This is a genomic window from Arthrobacter sp. DMZ02-1R, assembly GCF_057747935.1.
Genome location: NZ_CM173230.1, coordinates 3,174,861 through 3,188,539, shown reverse-complemented (window position 1 = coordinate 3,188,539; position 13,679 = coordinate 3,174,861). Strand labels below are relative to the sequence as shown.

Sequence of the window (13,679 nt, the reverse complement as noted above, 5' to 3'; positions counted from 1 at the left end):
CTTCCCTATTTGCCGGTGGAATACTCATCACAACAACAGGAGCTTTGACATTAGCGAGCCAAGAATCAATGAGCGTATCCGCGTCCCCGAGGTGCGTTTGGTCGGCCCTGCCGGCGAACAGGTTGGAATCGTCCGTATCGAGGACGCTCTGCGTCTTGCTGCCGAGGCTGATCTGGATCTCGTTGAAGTTGCACCGCAGGCCAAGCCTCCGGTGTGCAAGCTGATGGACTTCGGCAAGTACAAGTACGAAGCCGCTGTCAAAGCCCGTGAGGCCCGCAAGAACCAGACCAACACGGTTCTGAAGGAAATCCGCTTCCGCCTGAAGATCGATACCCACGACTACGAGACCAAGCGCGGCCACGCGCTTCGTTTCCTGGGCGCCGGTGACAAGGTGAAGGCCATGATCCAGTTCCGCGGACGTGAGCAGCAGCGCCCCGAAATGGGCATCCGCCTGTTGCAGCGCTTTGCCGAGGACGTTGCCGAAGTTGGCGTGATTGAGTCCAGCCCGCGCATCGATGGCCGCAACATGGTCATGGTGATCGGCCCGCTGAAGAACAAAGCCGAGGCAAAGGCCGAGGCCCGCCGTGCGGCGCAGCGCGCAGAAGCCAAGGCTCAGAATGAAGCCAAGGCCGCTGGCAGGATCGACCTCTCAGGCGAGGATGCTCCCTTGACGCAGTCCCTCGCGGACCTGGTTCCGGCGGAACTCCTGACCCAGGTAGAGGAAAACCAGGCCGAGGACACGGTGGCAATGGAAACCGCGCCGGAATCCGTTGAGGCCGAGGTTGCCGAAGCTGAAGAGGCTGCTCCTGTTGTTGAGGAAGCGGTTGCTGTTGAAGAGACACTGGTTGTCGAAGAGGCTCCAGTCGTGGAAGAGGCTCCGGCAGTCGTAGAGGCTCCGGCAGTTGAAGCAGCTCCGGTTGCCGCACCGGCGCCAACAAGGGCACCGGCGCCAGCAAAGGCCCCGGCTCCGGCGAAAGCTCCTGAGCAGGCAGCTTCGAAGCCTGTTGTACCGGCTGCCCCCAAGCCTGCCGCTACACCGGTGCCGAAACCGATGGCCAAGCCTGCGATTCCGAAGCCTGCAGCTCGACCGGCAGCCCCCAAGGCTGCTCCCAAGCCTGCGGCACGCAAGACCAACTAGTCACGCCGCAGGAGGCATCCCCTCCGCCCGGCACGAAAGCAGCGGTCACCTCCTATGGGGTGGTTGCACGAAAGAACTGCAGACCCAGTCTGCGGATACGTAAGGAGATCGGTTCCCATGCCGAAGATGAAGACCCACAGTGGTGCTAAGAAGCGCTTCAAGCTGACCGGTACCGGCAAGCTGAAGCGTCAGCAGGCAAACCGCCGCCACTACCTGGAGCACAAGTCCTCCACCCTGACCCGTCGCCTTGCCGGCGACAAGATCGTCTTCAAGGGCGATGCCAAGGTCATCAGGAAGATGCTCGGCATCTAAGTTCCAAGTTTTCTGGTTGCTGCCATCCGGTAGCCGCCGACTACACCAAAGCCTTCTCAGGCCGGCCGGGTTTCCGGCAGTAGCAGCTTGGGATAAGAATTTTGAAGGAGTACGCACGTGGCACGTGTGAAGCGGGCGGTAAACGCCCACAAGAAGCGTCGGGTTGTCCTTGAACGGGCCAAGGGTTACCGCGGTCAGCGGTCTCGCTTGTACCGCAAGGCAAAAGAGCAGCTGCTGCACTCGTTTGTGTACAGCTACGGCGACCGCCGCAAGAAGAAGGGCGACTTCCGTCGCCTCTGGATCCAGCGCATCAACGCTGCATCCCGCGCCAACGGCCTGACCTACAACCGCCTCATTCAGGGCCTGAAGGCCGCTGAGGTTGAGGTTGACCGCCGCATGCTGGCAGAGCTGGCCGTTTCTGACGCCAACGCTTTTGCCGCGTTGGTCAAGGTCGCCAAGGACTCCCTGCCTGCCGACACCTCCGCTCCGGCCGCCAAGGCCGAAGCTGCTCCGAAGGCTGCTGCAAAGACTTCTGCGGCTGCCAAGGCTGCTCCGGCCGTCAAGGCTTCCGTTTCCGAGGACGAATCCGCTGCCAAGGCTCCCAAGGCCAAGGCTGCGAAGAAGCCGGCCGTTGAGGCTGCTGAGTAGTACGCGTAACCGCAGTTCAAGGGACAGTGGCAATAGCCACTAAAGTTCTTTATATGAACGAAACCGGGCGCCCGCAAGAACTTCCGATGTCCAACCCCCGAGCTGATCGGGTCAGGGATGTCGCAAAGCTTGCAGGGCGCCCGGCCCGTTTAAAGCGGGGCAGGTTCCTCGCTGAAGGCCCCCAAGCTGTTCGGGAAGCACTGGTCCTGCATCGTGAGCGGACGACGGCGGGGGCACCCGGCGTCGTGCACGAACTTTACGCAAGCGAAAGCTGCCTGGACCGACTCCCTGAACTGGCCGAGCTCGCCGATGGCGTTGCCTTGCGGCTGGCGAATGACGATGTCCTGGCCGCCATGGCGGACACCGTGAATCCCCAGGGCATTGTGGCCGTCTGCAGTTTTGTGGACGTGAGCCTTGAATCGGTGCTCGACGCCGGACCGCGGCTGATCGCCGTCATGTGCCAGGTGCGGGATCCTGGCAACGCGGGAACAGTGCTGAGGGCCGCCGACGCTGCCGGGGCGGATGCTGTGGTCCTGACGGCCTCCAGCGTGGATATTTACAACCCCAAGGCAGTGCGGTCCACCGCGGGCTCCCTCTTCCATTTGCCGGTTGTCTTGGGTGCCGACGTGGAGGAACTCGTTGCCCTCTGCAAGGAGCGCGGCATCGGGATCCTGGCGGCGGACGGTTACGGCACCCTCAATCTGGACAAGCTTCAGGATGAGAACGCCGCACGCCGTCTAGGTGCGTCGGTGGCTCCCTCTGACTACGCACTCGAGGCCCCGACGGCCTGGTTGTTCGGCAACGAAGCACAAGGACTTTCAGACTCCGAACTGGCACTCGCAGACCATCGTGTTGCGGTACCCGTCTACGGCTCGGCTGAAAGCTTGAACCTCGGCACAGCCGCTACTGTCTGCCTCTACGCCAGCGCACGCTCCCAGCAGGCTTCCTGACAATTTCGCCAAGGTACGGTATTGCTTGCAGGAAGGTGACGCCGCGGTCCGTTCCTGCAATTCACTCACATCCCTGAACCGAAGAAGAGGTGGAGCTTTCGTGGCTGCAAATGGCGGTAGCAAGGCAATCGTGGCGGCATTGGGTGCCAACCTGGCGATCGCTGTGCTCAAGTTCGTCGCATTCGTCCTGACCATGTCATCGTCCATGTTGGCCGAGGCGATCCACTCCGTGGCCGACTCCGGCAACCAGTTGCTCCTGCTGCTTGGCGGGAAGCGGGCACAACGGGCGGCGAGTCCCGAACACCCGTTTGGCTATGGCCGTGAGCGTTACATATACGCCTTTATCGTTTCGATCGTGCTGTTCAGCGTTGGCGGCCTTTTCGCGCTCTACGAATCCTGGGAGAAGTTCCAGCACCCGCATGCCATTGAAGGCGATTTCTGGTGGGTGCCGCTGGCTGTGCTGCTCAGTGCGATCGTGGCGGAGTCGTTCTCTTTCCGCACCGCAATCCAGGAGTCCAATCCTTTGCGTGGCAACCAGAGCTGGATCAAGTTCATCCGTAATGCCAAGCAACCGGAATTGCCCGTGATCCTCTTGGAGGATTTCGGAGCCCTCCTGGGCCTCGTCTTCGCGCTGTTCGGTGTCAGCCTGACCCTCATCACGGGCAACGGCTTGTGGGACGCGGCGGGCACAGGGATGATCGGGCTGCTTCTTGTGGCAATCGCCGTGGTGCTCGCGGTGGAAACCAAGTCCTTGCTGCTTGGTGAATCCGCCACCAAAGAGGACAACGCACGCATCACGGAAGCCATTGAGTCCGATGGCACGCGCATCATCCACCTCAAGACCATGCACCTGGGCCCGGAAGAGTTGCTGGTTGCGGCGAAGATCAGTGTGGGCGCAGCTGATACCGGCCAGGCTATCGCCAAGGCGATTGACGACGCCGAACTCAGGATCCGCGCCGCCGTGCCGATTGCCCGGGTCATCTACCTTGAACCGGACGTGGAGCGGGTCCAGGTTTAGGCAGTTCCGCGGCCTATGCAGCCAGCGGCTTCTTGTGTTCCAACCAGCCACTGACGCCGGCGACGCCGAGGCCCAGAACTGCCAGGACGGCGCCAACGAGGGCGGGGGCCACGTAGCCCCAACCCCATGCGATGACCACGCCGCCGAGGAACGCGCCAAGGGCGTTCGCGATGTTGAGCGCGGAATGGTTGAGCGAAGAAGCCAGAGACGGTGCGTCGGGCGAAGCGTCGAGGAGCCGGGTCTGCAAGGGCGGAATGAGCATGGAACCGATGCCGCCCACGATGAACACCATGATGAATGCCGACCACGCCCACTGGGCCGCGATGGCGTAGACCACCAAGGCCAGCGCGATTGCCGGAAGGACGCGGTAGATGGTTCCCATGACGGATTTGTCGGCGATCCGGCCGCCCAGGATATTTCCCGCCACCATACCGAGTCCGTAGAGGGCCACTACCAGGGGTATCAGCGACTGCGGGATGCCGGCCACGGATGTCATGGTGTGGGCGATGTACGTATAGGTGGCGAAGAAGCCGCCAAAACCGATGATTCCGATCAGCAGTGCCAGCCAGACTTGGATGCGTTTGAGGGCGCCAAGTTCCCGGCGAATGCTCGCCTCGGGGTGTGCGGGCTCAAAGGGGACGAACTTCCACAGCAGCACACTGGTGGCCAAGCCGATGATGCCCACCACCACGAAGAGCAAGCGCCAACCGAAGGTCTGACCAAGCCAGGTGGCAGCGGGAACGCCGATAACGTTGGCGATAGTGAGCCCGCCCATGACCATCGAAATCGCCCAGCCCCGCTTGGTGGGGGCAACCAGGCTCGCTGCGATGACGGCAGCAATCCCGAAGAAGGCACCATGGGGCAGTCCGGAGGCAAACCTCGTGATCACCATGGTTCCGTAGTCCGGTGCAATGAAGGACGTCAGGTTCGCTATGGACAGGAACAACATGAGTCCCAAGGCAAGTTGCTTGCGGGGGAGCCGGGCGCCCAGCGCCGCGAAGATCGGTGCGCCCACCACCACACCCAAAGCGTAGGCGGAAATCAGGTTCCCGGCCTCGGGAGTGCTGATGTTGAGTCCCTGCTCGATCTCCTTGAGCAAGCCCATCATGGTGAATTCCGTGGTCCCTATGGCGAATCCACCCATGGCGAGGGCAAAGATGGCCAGGGCCACGTGGCGGCTTCCGGTCTTTTTGGAGGTCTTGTTGACTGCAGTGGTGGTCATTGTCCTGTTTCTGGGGGTGAGCGGGAGGCCGCACGAACGGGATTAAATCCGACTTTCAAGCTTAGTGGGAGACTCCGGCGAATGTCCCTGCATGTGACAACTTCCATAGGCAGGATCCCTCGACCCGCGGCCAATAGACTGTTGCGGTGACTGGACTGATAAGTGTGGCGGGCGCCGCCGTCGTCGATTCCCTTGAAAACCCGAGCCGGTTGCTGGTCGCCAGGCGCAGCGCTCCACCGCAATTCGCCGGAATGTGGGAGTTCCCGGGCGGCAAACTCGAAGCCGGAGAGTCCTTCGAAGACGCGCTGCACCGGGAATTGATCGAAGAACTCGGGATCACAGTCCGGCTCGGGGCCGAAGTGGTGGCGGACGACGATGCCGGGTGGCCTTTGAACGAGCGTGCCGTCATGAGGGTGTGGTTCGCTGAATTGCTCGACGGCGAACCGCGTCCGCTCCAGGACCACGATGAACTTCGCTGGGTCCCGCTTGGTAGCGGCGACGAGGCGTTCGCGTTGCCCTGGATTCCCGCTGACCTGCCGATTGTCCGGGCCCTGCTGGAACGGGCGGATTCAGGGCTGCTTGGCTAGAAAAGCGTTGACTGGCCAGCCGGTGGGAGGGAAGCAGCCGCTTCCTTGCCTGTAGCGGCGTTCCTGTGGCTGAAACCGTTGCTGCCTGAAAAGCCGTGGCTGGCCTTGAAGTAGTTGATGCGGCCGCTCAGCCAGGTCCTGTATTCCTTCGAGGCATACGAGCCCTGGCCGTAGAGACGCCGATACTTGCCCACGAGGCCGGGGTGGTTGGCCGCCAGCCACTGCATGAACCATTCGCGGGTGCCCGGCTTCAGGTACAACGCCCCGGCAGTCACTCCCGTGGCACCAGCCCCGGACAGGGCCGTGAAGAGCGACTCCAAGGCGTCATCGCTGTCCGTCAGCCAAGGCAGGATGGGCATGGCCATGACTCCGCAGGGCAGGCCTGCCTCGCGCAGCCGGCGGATGAGTTTGAGCCGGGCGCGGGGTGCCGGAGTCCCCGGTTCGACAGCCAAGGCGAGGGTTTCGTCTGTCATGGCCAAGGAGATGCCCAAATCCACGGGTACCTGGCTGGAAGCGTGCTTGAGTAGTGGGATATCGCGGCCAAGCAGGGTTCCCTTGGTGAGGATGGAGAATGGCGTGCCGGAATCAGCCAGCGCGCGGATGATGCCAGGCATCAGCTGGTAACGGCCCTCGGCCCGCTGGTATGGATCTGTGTTGGTGCCCAGGGCGACATGATTGTGCCCCCAAGACGGCTTGGAGAGTTCCTTGCTCAAGACTTCTGCCGCGTTGATCTTCACTATCACCTGGGAATCGAAATCGTGTCCGGAGTCGAACTCCAGATAGGTGTGGCTCTTGCGGGCGAAGCAGTAGACGCAGGCATGGCTGCATCCGCGGTATGGGTTGACGGTCCATTCGAAGGGCATTTGGGAACCGGACGCCACCTTGTTGAGCACCGATTTGGCGGTGACCTCATGAAAGGTGACTCCGGAGAATTCGGGGGTTGAGACGGAACGCACAAGCCCGGCCAGCGGCAGCAGGGCGTCCGGAGCTGGGGCGGCTCCGGACAGGACGCTGTTGCTGTTGTCTCCGGGTGCCGGACCACGTTGTGGTGAAAGTGCCTGTGCGTCCCATCTCATGGCCTCCATTCGAATATATGTTCGAACGGTTGTCAAGGCCTGCCGAAAGATCGGAGCTGGGACCTGGACGCCGGGTCAGCTGTTGCTAGGGTGGGTTCATGATTCTGCTGACAGGATTCGAGCCTTTCGGTGGCGACTCCAGCAATCCTTCGTGGACCGCCGTCCTGGTGGCGCGGGAAATTTTGCGCGCTGAAGGATGTGAGGTGGAGGCGCTCGAGCTGCCCTGTGTTTTCGGTGAATCCGCTGCCGTTCTGCGGGAGGCCATCGGGCGGCTGCGTCCGGAGCTGGTCATCTGCGCCGGGCTTGCCGGCGGCCGCGATCGGCTCTCCTTGGAGAGGGTGGCCATCAACTGCGATGACGCCAGAATTCCGGACAATGCGGGAAACCGGCCCATCGACGAACCTGTCTTTCCGGCAGGTCCTGCGGCGTACTTCAGTACCCTGCCGGTGAAGTCCGCGCTCAGAGCGTTGCAGATCGCGGGAATCCGCGCGGAGGTCTCACAGACGGCTGGAACCTATGTATGCAACCACGTGTTCTATGCCCTGATGCACGAACTCTCAGGTGCCGCCGTCGCGGCACACGCCCGCGGCGGCTTCATTCACGTTCCCTACGACGAAGCCCAACTGCCCCGGGGGAGTGCCGCACCGTCCATGGCCGCGCGGGAGATGGGCGAGGGGATCGCCGTCGTCGTGCGTACCGCTCTCGAGACTCCCGTAGACGCGAAGCTGTCCGCGGGAGCCATCCACTAGCAGGAATGGTGCGGACCGGTGTCATGAGGCCATGCTAGTCCCGGGCGCCAGGGCGGCGTCACGGGTTAAATCCGGACCGAAGCCTTCAACTAGACTGGGGGTTAGTGCCCGCCGGACGCGTCTGGCGAGCATTGCTCCTGCCTTTGCCATGGCCCCGCCGGGTGAAGACCATTTCCGACTCGTAGCTAAGAACAGTAGATGACTGACACTTTGCCGGGCGCTGCCATCCCGAACCCCCTGGATGAAGCCGCCATCACCGCTGCCGTTGAGGAAGCAGTCGCCGCGATTGCCGCTGCATCCTCCCTCGAAGAACTCAAGGCCGTCCGCTTGGCGCACACCGGCGAGAAGTCGCCCTTGAGCCTTGCCAACCGCGAAATCGGTGGCCTGGCCAAGGAGCAGAAGGCCGCTGCCGGCAAGCTCATGGGCTCGTCGCGGGGGCGCGTCAACCAGGCGCTCGCAGCACGGACCGCTGTGCTCGAAGCCGAAAACGACGCCCGTATCCTCGTGGAGGAAACGGTCGACGTCACGGCAGCACCGAGGCGACGCCGCGCCGGTGCCCGCCACCCCCTGTCCACGCTGCAGGATCGCGTGGCGGACATTTTCGTCGGCATGGGCTGGGAAATCGCAGAGGGCCCGGAGGTCGAATCCGAGTGGTTCAACTTCGACGCCCTCAATTTCAAGCCGGACCACCCTGCCCGCGAAATGCAGGACACCTTCTTCGTGGAACCTCCCGAGGCGCACCTGCTCATGCGCACGCACACATCCCCGGTGCAAGTCCGTTCCATGCTGGAGCGCGACGTGCCCATCTACGTGCTGTGCCCGGGCAAAGTGTTCCGCACCGACGAACTCGATGCCACCCACACGCCCGTGTTCCATCAGTTCGAGGGCCTGGCCATCGACAAGAAGCTGAGCATGGCGGACCTCCGCGGCACTTTGGAGCACTTCGCACGGCAGATGTTCGGTGACGAGGCGCAAATTCGCCTGCGTCCCAACTATTTCCCGTTCACGGAGCCGTCGGCGGAGCTGGACATTTGGCACCCCGGCGCCAAGGGCGGCCCCCGTTGGATCGAATGGGGCGGCTGCGGCATGGTCAATCCCAACGTCCTGCGCGCTGCGGGCATCGACCCGGACGAGTATTCAGGTTTTGCCTTCGGCATGGGCATCGAGCGCACGCTCATGTTCCGCAACGAGGTCGGCGACATGCGCGACATGATCGAAGGCGATGTACGTTTCAGCGAGCACTTCGGGATGGAGATCTAACAGTGCGTATCCCACTTTCCTGGTTGCGTGAATTCGCGCAGGTTCCGGCCGACGCCACGGCCGAAGACGTCATGGCGGAACTCGTCAAAGTCGGTTTTGAAGAAGAAGCCGTCCACCGCCCCACGGACGAACTCAAGGGTCCCGTCGTGGTGGGCCAGGTCCTGAGCCTGGTCAAGGAACCGCAGAGCAACGGCAAGACCATCAATTGGTGCCAGGTCCGCGTGGTCCCCGAGGGGCAGGAGCAGACCCTCACCGGTGAGGGCATCCACCCCTCCGGCGTGCAGGGCATCATTTGCGGTGCCCACAACTTCGTCGAGGGAGACAAGGTAGTCGTTACCCTTCCGGGCGCCGTACTGCCTGGGAACTTCCACATTTCCGCACGCAAGACCTACGGGCACCTGTCCGCGGGCATGATCGCCTCGGTACGCGAGCTCGGCATCGGCGAGGACCACGACGGCATCTTGGTGCTCTCCCGCATCGGCCTGGATCCCGAGGTCGGCACTGACGCCATGACGTTGCTGGGCCTCTACGACGAAGCCGCCGAAATCAACGTCACCCCGGACCGCGGCTATGCGTTCTCGATCCGTGGCGTCGCCCGCGAATACGCCCACGCCACCGGAACTGTCTTCACGGATCCGGCCGCCAAGGTCAATGCCCCTGCGGCACTCTCCGGCGGTTACGGCGTCAAGCTCAACGACGACGCTCCGATTTACGGCAAGCCCGGTTGCGACCGCTTCGTGGCCCGTACGGTCCGCGGAGTCGACGCCACCCGGCCCACTCCGCCGTGGATGGTTTCCCGGCTCCGTTTGGCCGGCATCCGCTCCATTTCGCTGCCCGTGGACATTTCCAACTACGCGATGCTCGAGCTCGGACAGCCGAACCACTGCTACGACCTCGACAAGCTCTCCGGTGACATCGTGGTCCGCCGCGCCGTGGCAGGGGAGAAGATCACCACCCTTGACGGCAAAGTGCGTGCGCTCGACGTCGAGGACCTCCTGATCACCGACCGCTCCGGGGCAATCGGCATCGCCGGCGTCATGGGCGGAGCCAACACGGAGGTTTCCGATTCAACCACGAACATCCTGGTCGAAGCTGCGCACTTCGATGAGGTCTCGATCGCACGGTCCCGTCGTCGGCACAAGCTGCCGTCAGAGGCGTCCAAGCGCTTCGAGCGCGGCGTGGACTGGCAGGTTGCCAACATTGCCGCGCAACGCGTCGTTGACCTCCTCGTGGAGCTGGCAGGCGGCACCGCTGACGAAGCCGGGACCGACGTCGGGACCGCTCCCGACGCGGTGACCATCGAGTTGCCGGCTGGCTACGCGGCCTCCCGGATTGGCATTGACTTCACGGAAGAACAGATCACTGGTTCCCTCAGGGACCTGGGCGCCATCGTCCTGAACGGCGAGGTGAGCGGCTCCTATGTGGTCACGGCACCGAGCTGGCGCAATGACCTGGAGACCAAGGAAGACCTCTCCGAGGAAATCGCAAGGCTGGTGGGCTATGACAACATCCCGGCCACCCTGCCCGTGGCCCCTCCGGGCCGCGGCTTGACCCGGACCCAGCAGCAAAAGCGCCGGGTGGTCCAGGCCCTCGCAGATTCCGGCCTGACAGAGGTCCTCTCGTATCCGTTCGTCTCCAAGTCGTCCAATGACACCTTTGGTGTCGCTGAGGAAGGCGCGGCACGCACCGCCCTCAAACTGGCCAACCCGATCAATGAGGAACACGGCTACCTGCGTACCTCCGTTCTTCCCGGCCTGATCGAGGTTGCCCGCCGCAACCACTCCCGTGGGTTCCGCGACCTCGCCCTCTTCGAGGCCGGCTCGGTGTTCCTTCCCGACGGTCAGCTGGGCACGGCGTCCATCCCTCCGCTGGGCGTCAAGCCGTCCGAGGAAGTACTTGACGGACTGTACGACGGCGTCCCGGACCAGCCGCTGCACATCGCCGCTGTTTTGACCGGCCATGATTCCCCTGCTGCCGCGGCACACGCGCCGCGTGCTTGGGACTGGGCAGACGCCCTCGATGTCGCCCGGCTCATCGGCGACGTCCTCGGTGTGGAGCTTGTGGTCAGCCAAGGCAGCCACCAGGCGTTCCATCCGGGCCGTGCCGCCCAGTTGGCGCTCCGCTCCGGCGACGTCGTGGGTTACGCGGGCGAACTACACCCGAAGCTGCTCGCTGCCCATGACATGCCGGCCCGCTCCGTGGCGCTCGAGCTCAACGCGGACGCGATCTTCGACGCCGCTCCGGACGTCATTGTTGCCAAGCACATTTCCGGGTTCCCGGTGGCCACGCAGGATGTTGCCCTCGTGGTACCGCGGGACGTTCCGGCGGACGCCGTCTTGGCTGCCCTCCGGGAAGGCGCGGGGGAACTCCTCGAAGACGTCGCCTTGTTCGATGTCTACGCCGGCCAGGGCATCGAGGACGGCAAGAAGTCGCTCGCCTTCGGGTTGCGATTCCGTGCCACCGACCGCACGCTGACGGCCGATGAGGCATCGGAGGCCCGTGAGGCCGCCGTCGCCGTCGCCGCAGAGCGGTTCGGAGCAGTCCAGCGCTGACCCGCATCAACACCGGTATCGAGGGGCTGGCTGTTCACATGCAGCCCCTCGGACCCGCGCAGTCCGCCGCCATCGCGCAGATAGCGGCGGATTTGCTGTCTGCGGCCGAGATCCTTCGCGGAAACGCCATGGCCCCGGGAGTGTGCCTGGAATTCCTGGCGTCCAGGGTGGCCCAACAGAACTTTGCTGCCGCCCTCTTGGGTGTCCCGGCCTCGAAACTCCAGGCGGCCTATGAGTGCCCGGACTGTGGGGCCGGTCCGCACATTGCGCATGGCCGGCCCGGATACCTGCTCGACGGCGGCCCCGCACCTCTGGTGCTCAGCGCCTCGCGGGCGTCGGGCTGGGTGCTGTTTGCCGCCGTCGTACATCCCGAACCCGGGCTCCGGCTGGGAGCCGATCTGGAAAGCGCGGCAGGCACGGAGTTCGCCGGCTTCGACGACGTCGCGCTGACCGCGCGCGAGCGTCGCCACTTCGATACCCTGGACGCCGGCCACCGTGCGCTGGAGCGGGCGCGACTATGGGCTCGCAAGGAGGCCTGGTTGAAGATGACGGGTGTTGGGCTCAGGGTGGACCCGAATTCCCTCGACGTACTGGAAAGGCCAGGGCTATGGGACGTCGAACTCCCGGCCAGCGCTGACAGCCAGGATCTTCCGGCCGGACTGGCTGCTGCCGTTGCGCTGACAGCCCCTTAGCTGGACCGGTGGATTAACTGAAAGCGGGGAGCTTTGCCTGGTACAGCCAGGGCTCCAGCACGCTGGCGGCGTCGAGCCCCGGAACGTAGGCGTTGGCTGTGACGATGAATTCCGCCGTAGAGACCGAGCCATGGCGCTTGGTCTCAGTCCAATGCCGCAACAAACCGAAGAACGCCGTGTCGCCGCATGCACGACGAATGGCATGGAGAGCCAGTGCCCCGCGCTTGTAGACGCGGTCATCGAACATTCGCTCCGGCCCGGGGTCGCCGATCACCAGATCCTGGGCGCCGGCGTCGAGCTTTCGCCACGCAGCCCTCGTGCGGTTGGCGAGGGACATGACACCGGCCTCTTCGGACCAGATCCATTCGGCATAGCAGGCGAAGCCCTCGTGCAGCCAGATATCCCGCCAACTGCTCGCGGTGAGCGAGTTGCCGAACCATTGGTGGGACAGCTCGTGGGCGATCAGGCGCTGGGCCTCCCACGATTGCTCCATGTGGTTGCGGCCGAAGATGGAGACAGTCTGTGCCTCAAGGGGGATTTCGAGTTCATCGTCGGTGACCACGGCCGTATATTCCGCAAAGGGATACGGGCCGAAACACTCCACAAACGTCCGCATCATGTCGGTTTGCCTTGCCAGGCCTTCCTTGGCCTCGGACAACAAGCCGGAGGAGACGGCAACAAACTGGGGCACTGAAGTGTGCCTCGCGCCCTCGGCGTGGTGAGCCGTTCCGGCGTCGGCCCTGTTGAGCGAGGGGCTCAGCTGGTGGAGCCGGTAGCGGCCGATCTGAACCGTGGCAAGATAGCTGGCCATCGGTTCGCTCTGTTCGTACACCCAGGTCTCACGGCTTGACTTCCGGCTGTGCGAGACGAGGCGGCCGTTGCAGATGGCGCGGTAGTTGTCGTCGGTGGTGATGCTGATCAAGTAGCTGGACTTGTGCCGCGGGTGGTCGTTGCACGGGAACCAGGAAGCGGCACCGTTCGGCTGGCCCGCAACCAAGACGCCGTCGTCGAGCTCCTCCCAACCGACTTCGCCCCACAGGCCCCGGCGCGGCTTCGGATTGCCGTCGTAGCGGAGCTCGACAGTGAAGGCTTGGCCAGCCCGCAATTGGTCCTTTACGGTGACAACAACGTGCTCGCCGCGAGGGCTGAACTTCGGCACCTTCTTGCCGTCCACGAGGATCTTGGAAGCTTTCAACCCCACCAGATCCAGGACTACGGAGTCTGTGTCTTCAAGCGCCATGCAACGAAGCGTCGCGCGGCCGTTGAGCCTATTGCTGCCCAGGCTGTAGTCCAGATCCAACTCATACCGCAACACCTGGAATGCCGTACTCCCGTGGTGAAGGGTATAGGGATCGGCGGCAGTTCTTGTTGTTCCTGGTTCGCTGCGGCTCATGTGTGCTGGCTGCCTCCGTGTAGCTTGCTGTGCTGCTGTTGTCATGGGCTGTCAATTTTCACGGGTCGTCTTGCCAATCTAC

General features: G+C 63.6%; 13 protein-coding genes. 10 read left to right on the top strand and 3 right to left on the bottom strand.

The window, feature by feature from the left end:
- The first annotated feature begins 91 nt into the window (after nt 1-91).
- The 5 genes from infC to AC3ANQ_RS15250 all read left to right on the top strand — a co-directional run bounded on the left by infC (nt 92) and on the right by AC3ANQ_RS15250 (nt 4,066).
- Nucleotides 92-1,138, top strand: a complete 1,047-nt coding sequence (gene infC / locus AC3ANQ_RS15270) for a translation initiation factor IF-3 (protein ID WP_488301820.1) — start codon at nt 92-94, stop codon at nt 1,136-1,138.
- Nucleotides 1,139-1,255: 117 nt separating this feature from the next.
- On the top strand, nt 1,256-1,450 hold the full coding sequence (gene rpmI, locus AC3ANQ_RS15265; RefSeq protein ID WP_265978344.1) for a 50S ribosomal protein L35: 195 nt from the start codon (nt 1,256-1,258) through the stop codon (nt 1,448-1,450).
- Nucleotides 1,451-1,567: 117 nt separating this feature from the next.
- Nucleotides 1,568-2,098, top strand: coding sequence for a 50S ribosomal protein L20 (gene rplT, locus AC3ANQ_RS15260; RefSeq protein WP_488301819.1), 531 nt, complete (start codon nt 1,568-1,570; stop codon nt 2,096-2,098).
- A gap of 53 nt (nt 2,099-2,151) precedes the next feature.
- Nucleotides 2,152-3,048 carry a TrmH family RNA methyltransferase gene (locus AC3ANQ_RS15255; RefSeq protein ID WP_488301818.1) on the top strand — a complete coding sequence of 299 codons (897 nt, stop codon included), beginning with the start codon at nt 2,152-2,154 and terminating at the stop codon, nt 3,046-3,048.
- A 100-nt stretch (nt 3,049-3,148) separates the two neighbouring features.
- Nucleotides 3,149-4,066, top strand: a complete 918-nt coding sequence (locus tag AC3ANQ_RS15250) for a cation diffusion facilitator family transporter (protein ID WP_488301817.1) — start codon at nt 3,149-3,151, stop codon at nt 4,064-4,066.
- Between the two features lie 13 nt (nt 4,067-4,079).
- Here AC3ANQ_RS15250 and AC3ANQ_RS15245 read toward each other — a convergent pair whose 3' ends face one another.
- Complete coding sequence (locus AC3ANQ_RS15245) at nt 4,080-5,288, bottom strand: MFS transporter (RefSeq protein ID WP_488301816.1); 1,209 nt, start codon at nt 5,286-5,288, stop codon at nt 4,080-4,082.
- Between the two features lie 146 nt (nt 5,289-5,434).
- Here AC3ANQ_RS15245 and AC3ANQ_RS15240 point away from each other — a divergent pair, with 146 nt between their 5' ends.
- Nucleotides 5,435-5,875, top strand: a complete 441-nt coding sequence (locus AC3ANQ_RS15240; protein WP_488301815.1) for a (deoxy)nucleoside triphosphate pyrophosphohydrolase — start codon at nt 5,435-5,437, stop codon at nt 5,873-5,875.
- On the opposite strand, the gene AC3ANQ_RS15235 is transcribed toward AC3ANQ_RS15240, so the two are convergent.
- A complete protein-coding gene (locus AC3ANQ_RS15235) occupies nt 5,872-6,951 on the bottom strand; it encodes an Rv2578c family radical SAM protein (protein WP_488301814.1) in 1,080 nt (359 codons plus the stop codon). The two genes, AC3ANQ_RS15240 and AC3ANQ_RS15235, sit on opposite strands and share 4 nt — an antisense overlap.
- 98 nt (nt 6,952-7,049) lie before the next feature.
- Between AC3ANQ_RS15235 and pcp the strand changes: the two genes are divergently transcribed.
- From pcp to AC3ANQ_RS15215, 4 genes are all read left to right on the top strand, one after another.
- A complete protein-coding gene (gene pcp, locus AC3ANQ_RS15230; protein WP_488301813.1) occupies nt 7,050-7,700 on the top strand; it encodes a pyroglutamyl-peptidase I in 651 nt (216 codons plus the stop codon).
- Nucleotides 7,701-7,898: 198 nt separating this feature from the next.
- A complete protein-coding gene (pheS, locus tag AC3ANQ_RS15225) occupies nt 7,899-8,960 on the top strand; it encodes a phenylalanine--tRNA ligase subunit alpha (RefSeq protein ID WP_265978332.1) in 1,062 nt (353 codons plus the stop codon).
- 2 nt (nt 8,961-8,962) lie between these two features.
- Nucleotides 8,963-11,512, top strand: coding sequence for a phenylalanine--tRNA ligase subunit beta (pheT, locus tag AC3ANQ_RS15220; RefSeq protein ID WP_488301812.1), 2,550 nt, complete (start codon nt 8,963-8,965; stop codon nt 11,510-11,512).
- 38 nt (nt 11,513-11,550) lie between these two features.
- Nucleotides 11,551-12,204, top strand: a complete 654-nt coding sequence (locus tag AC3ANQ_RS15215; RefSeq protein ID WP_488301811.1) for a 4'-phosphopantetheinyl transferase family protein — start codon at nt 11,551-11,553, stop codon at nt 12,202-12,204.
- 13 nt (nt 12,205-12,217) lie between these two features.
- On the opposite strand, the gene AC3ANQ_RS15210 is transcribed toward AC3ANQ_RS15215, so the two are convergent.
- Entirely contained in the window at nt 12,218-13,597 is a 1,380-nt protein-coding gene (locus AC3ANQ_RS15210; RefSeq protein ID WP_488301810.1) for a M1 family metallopeptidase, read from the bottom strand.
- Nucleotides 13,598-13,679 lie beyond the last annotated feature (82 nt).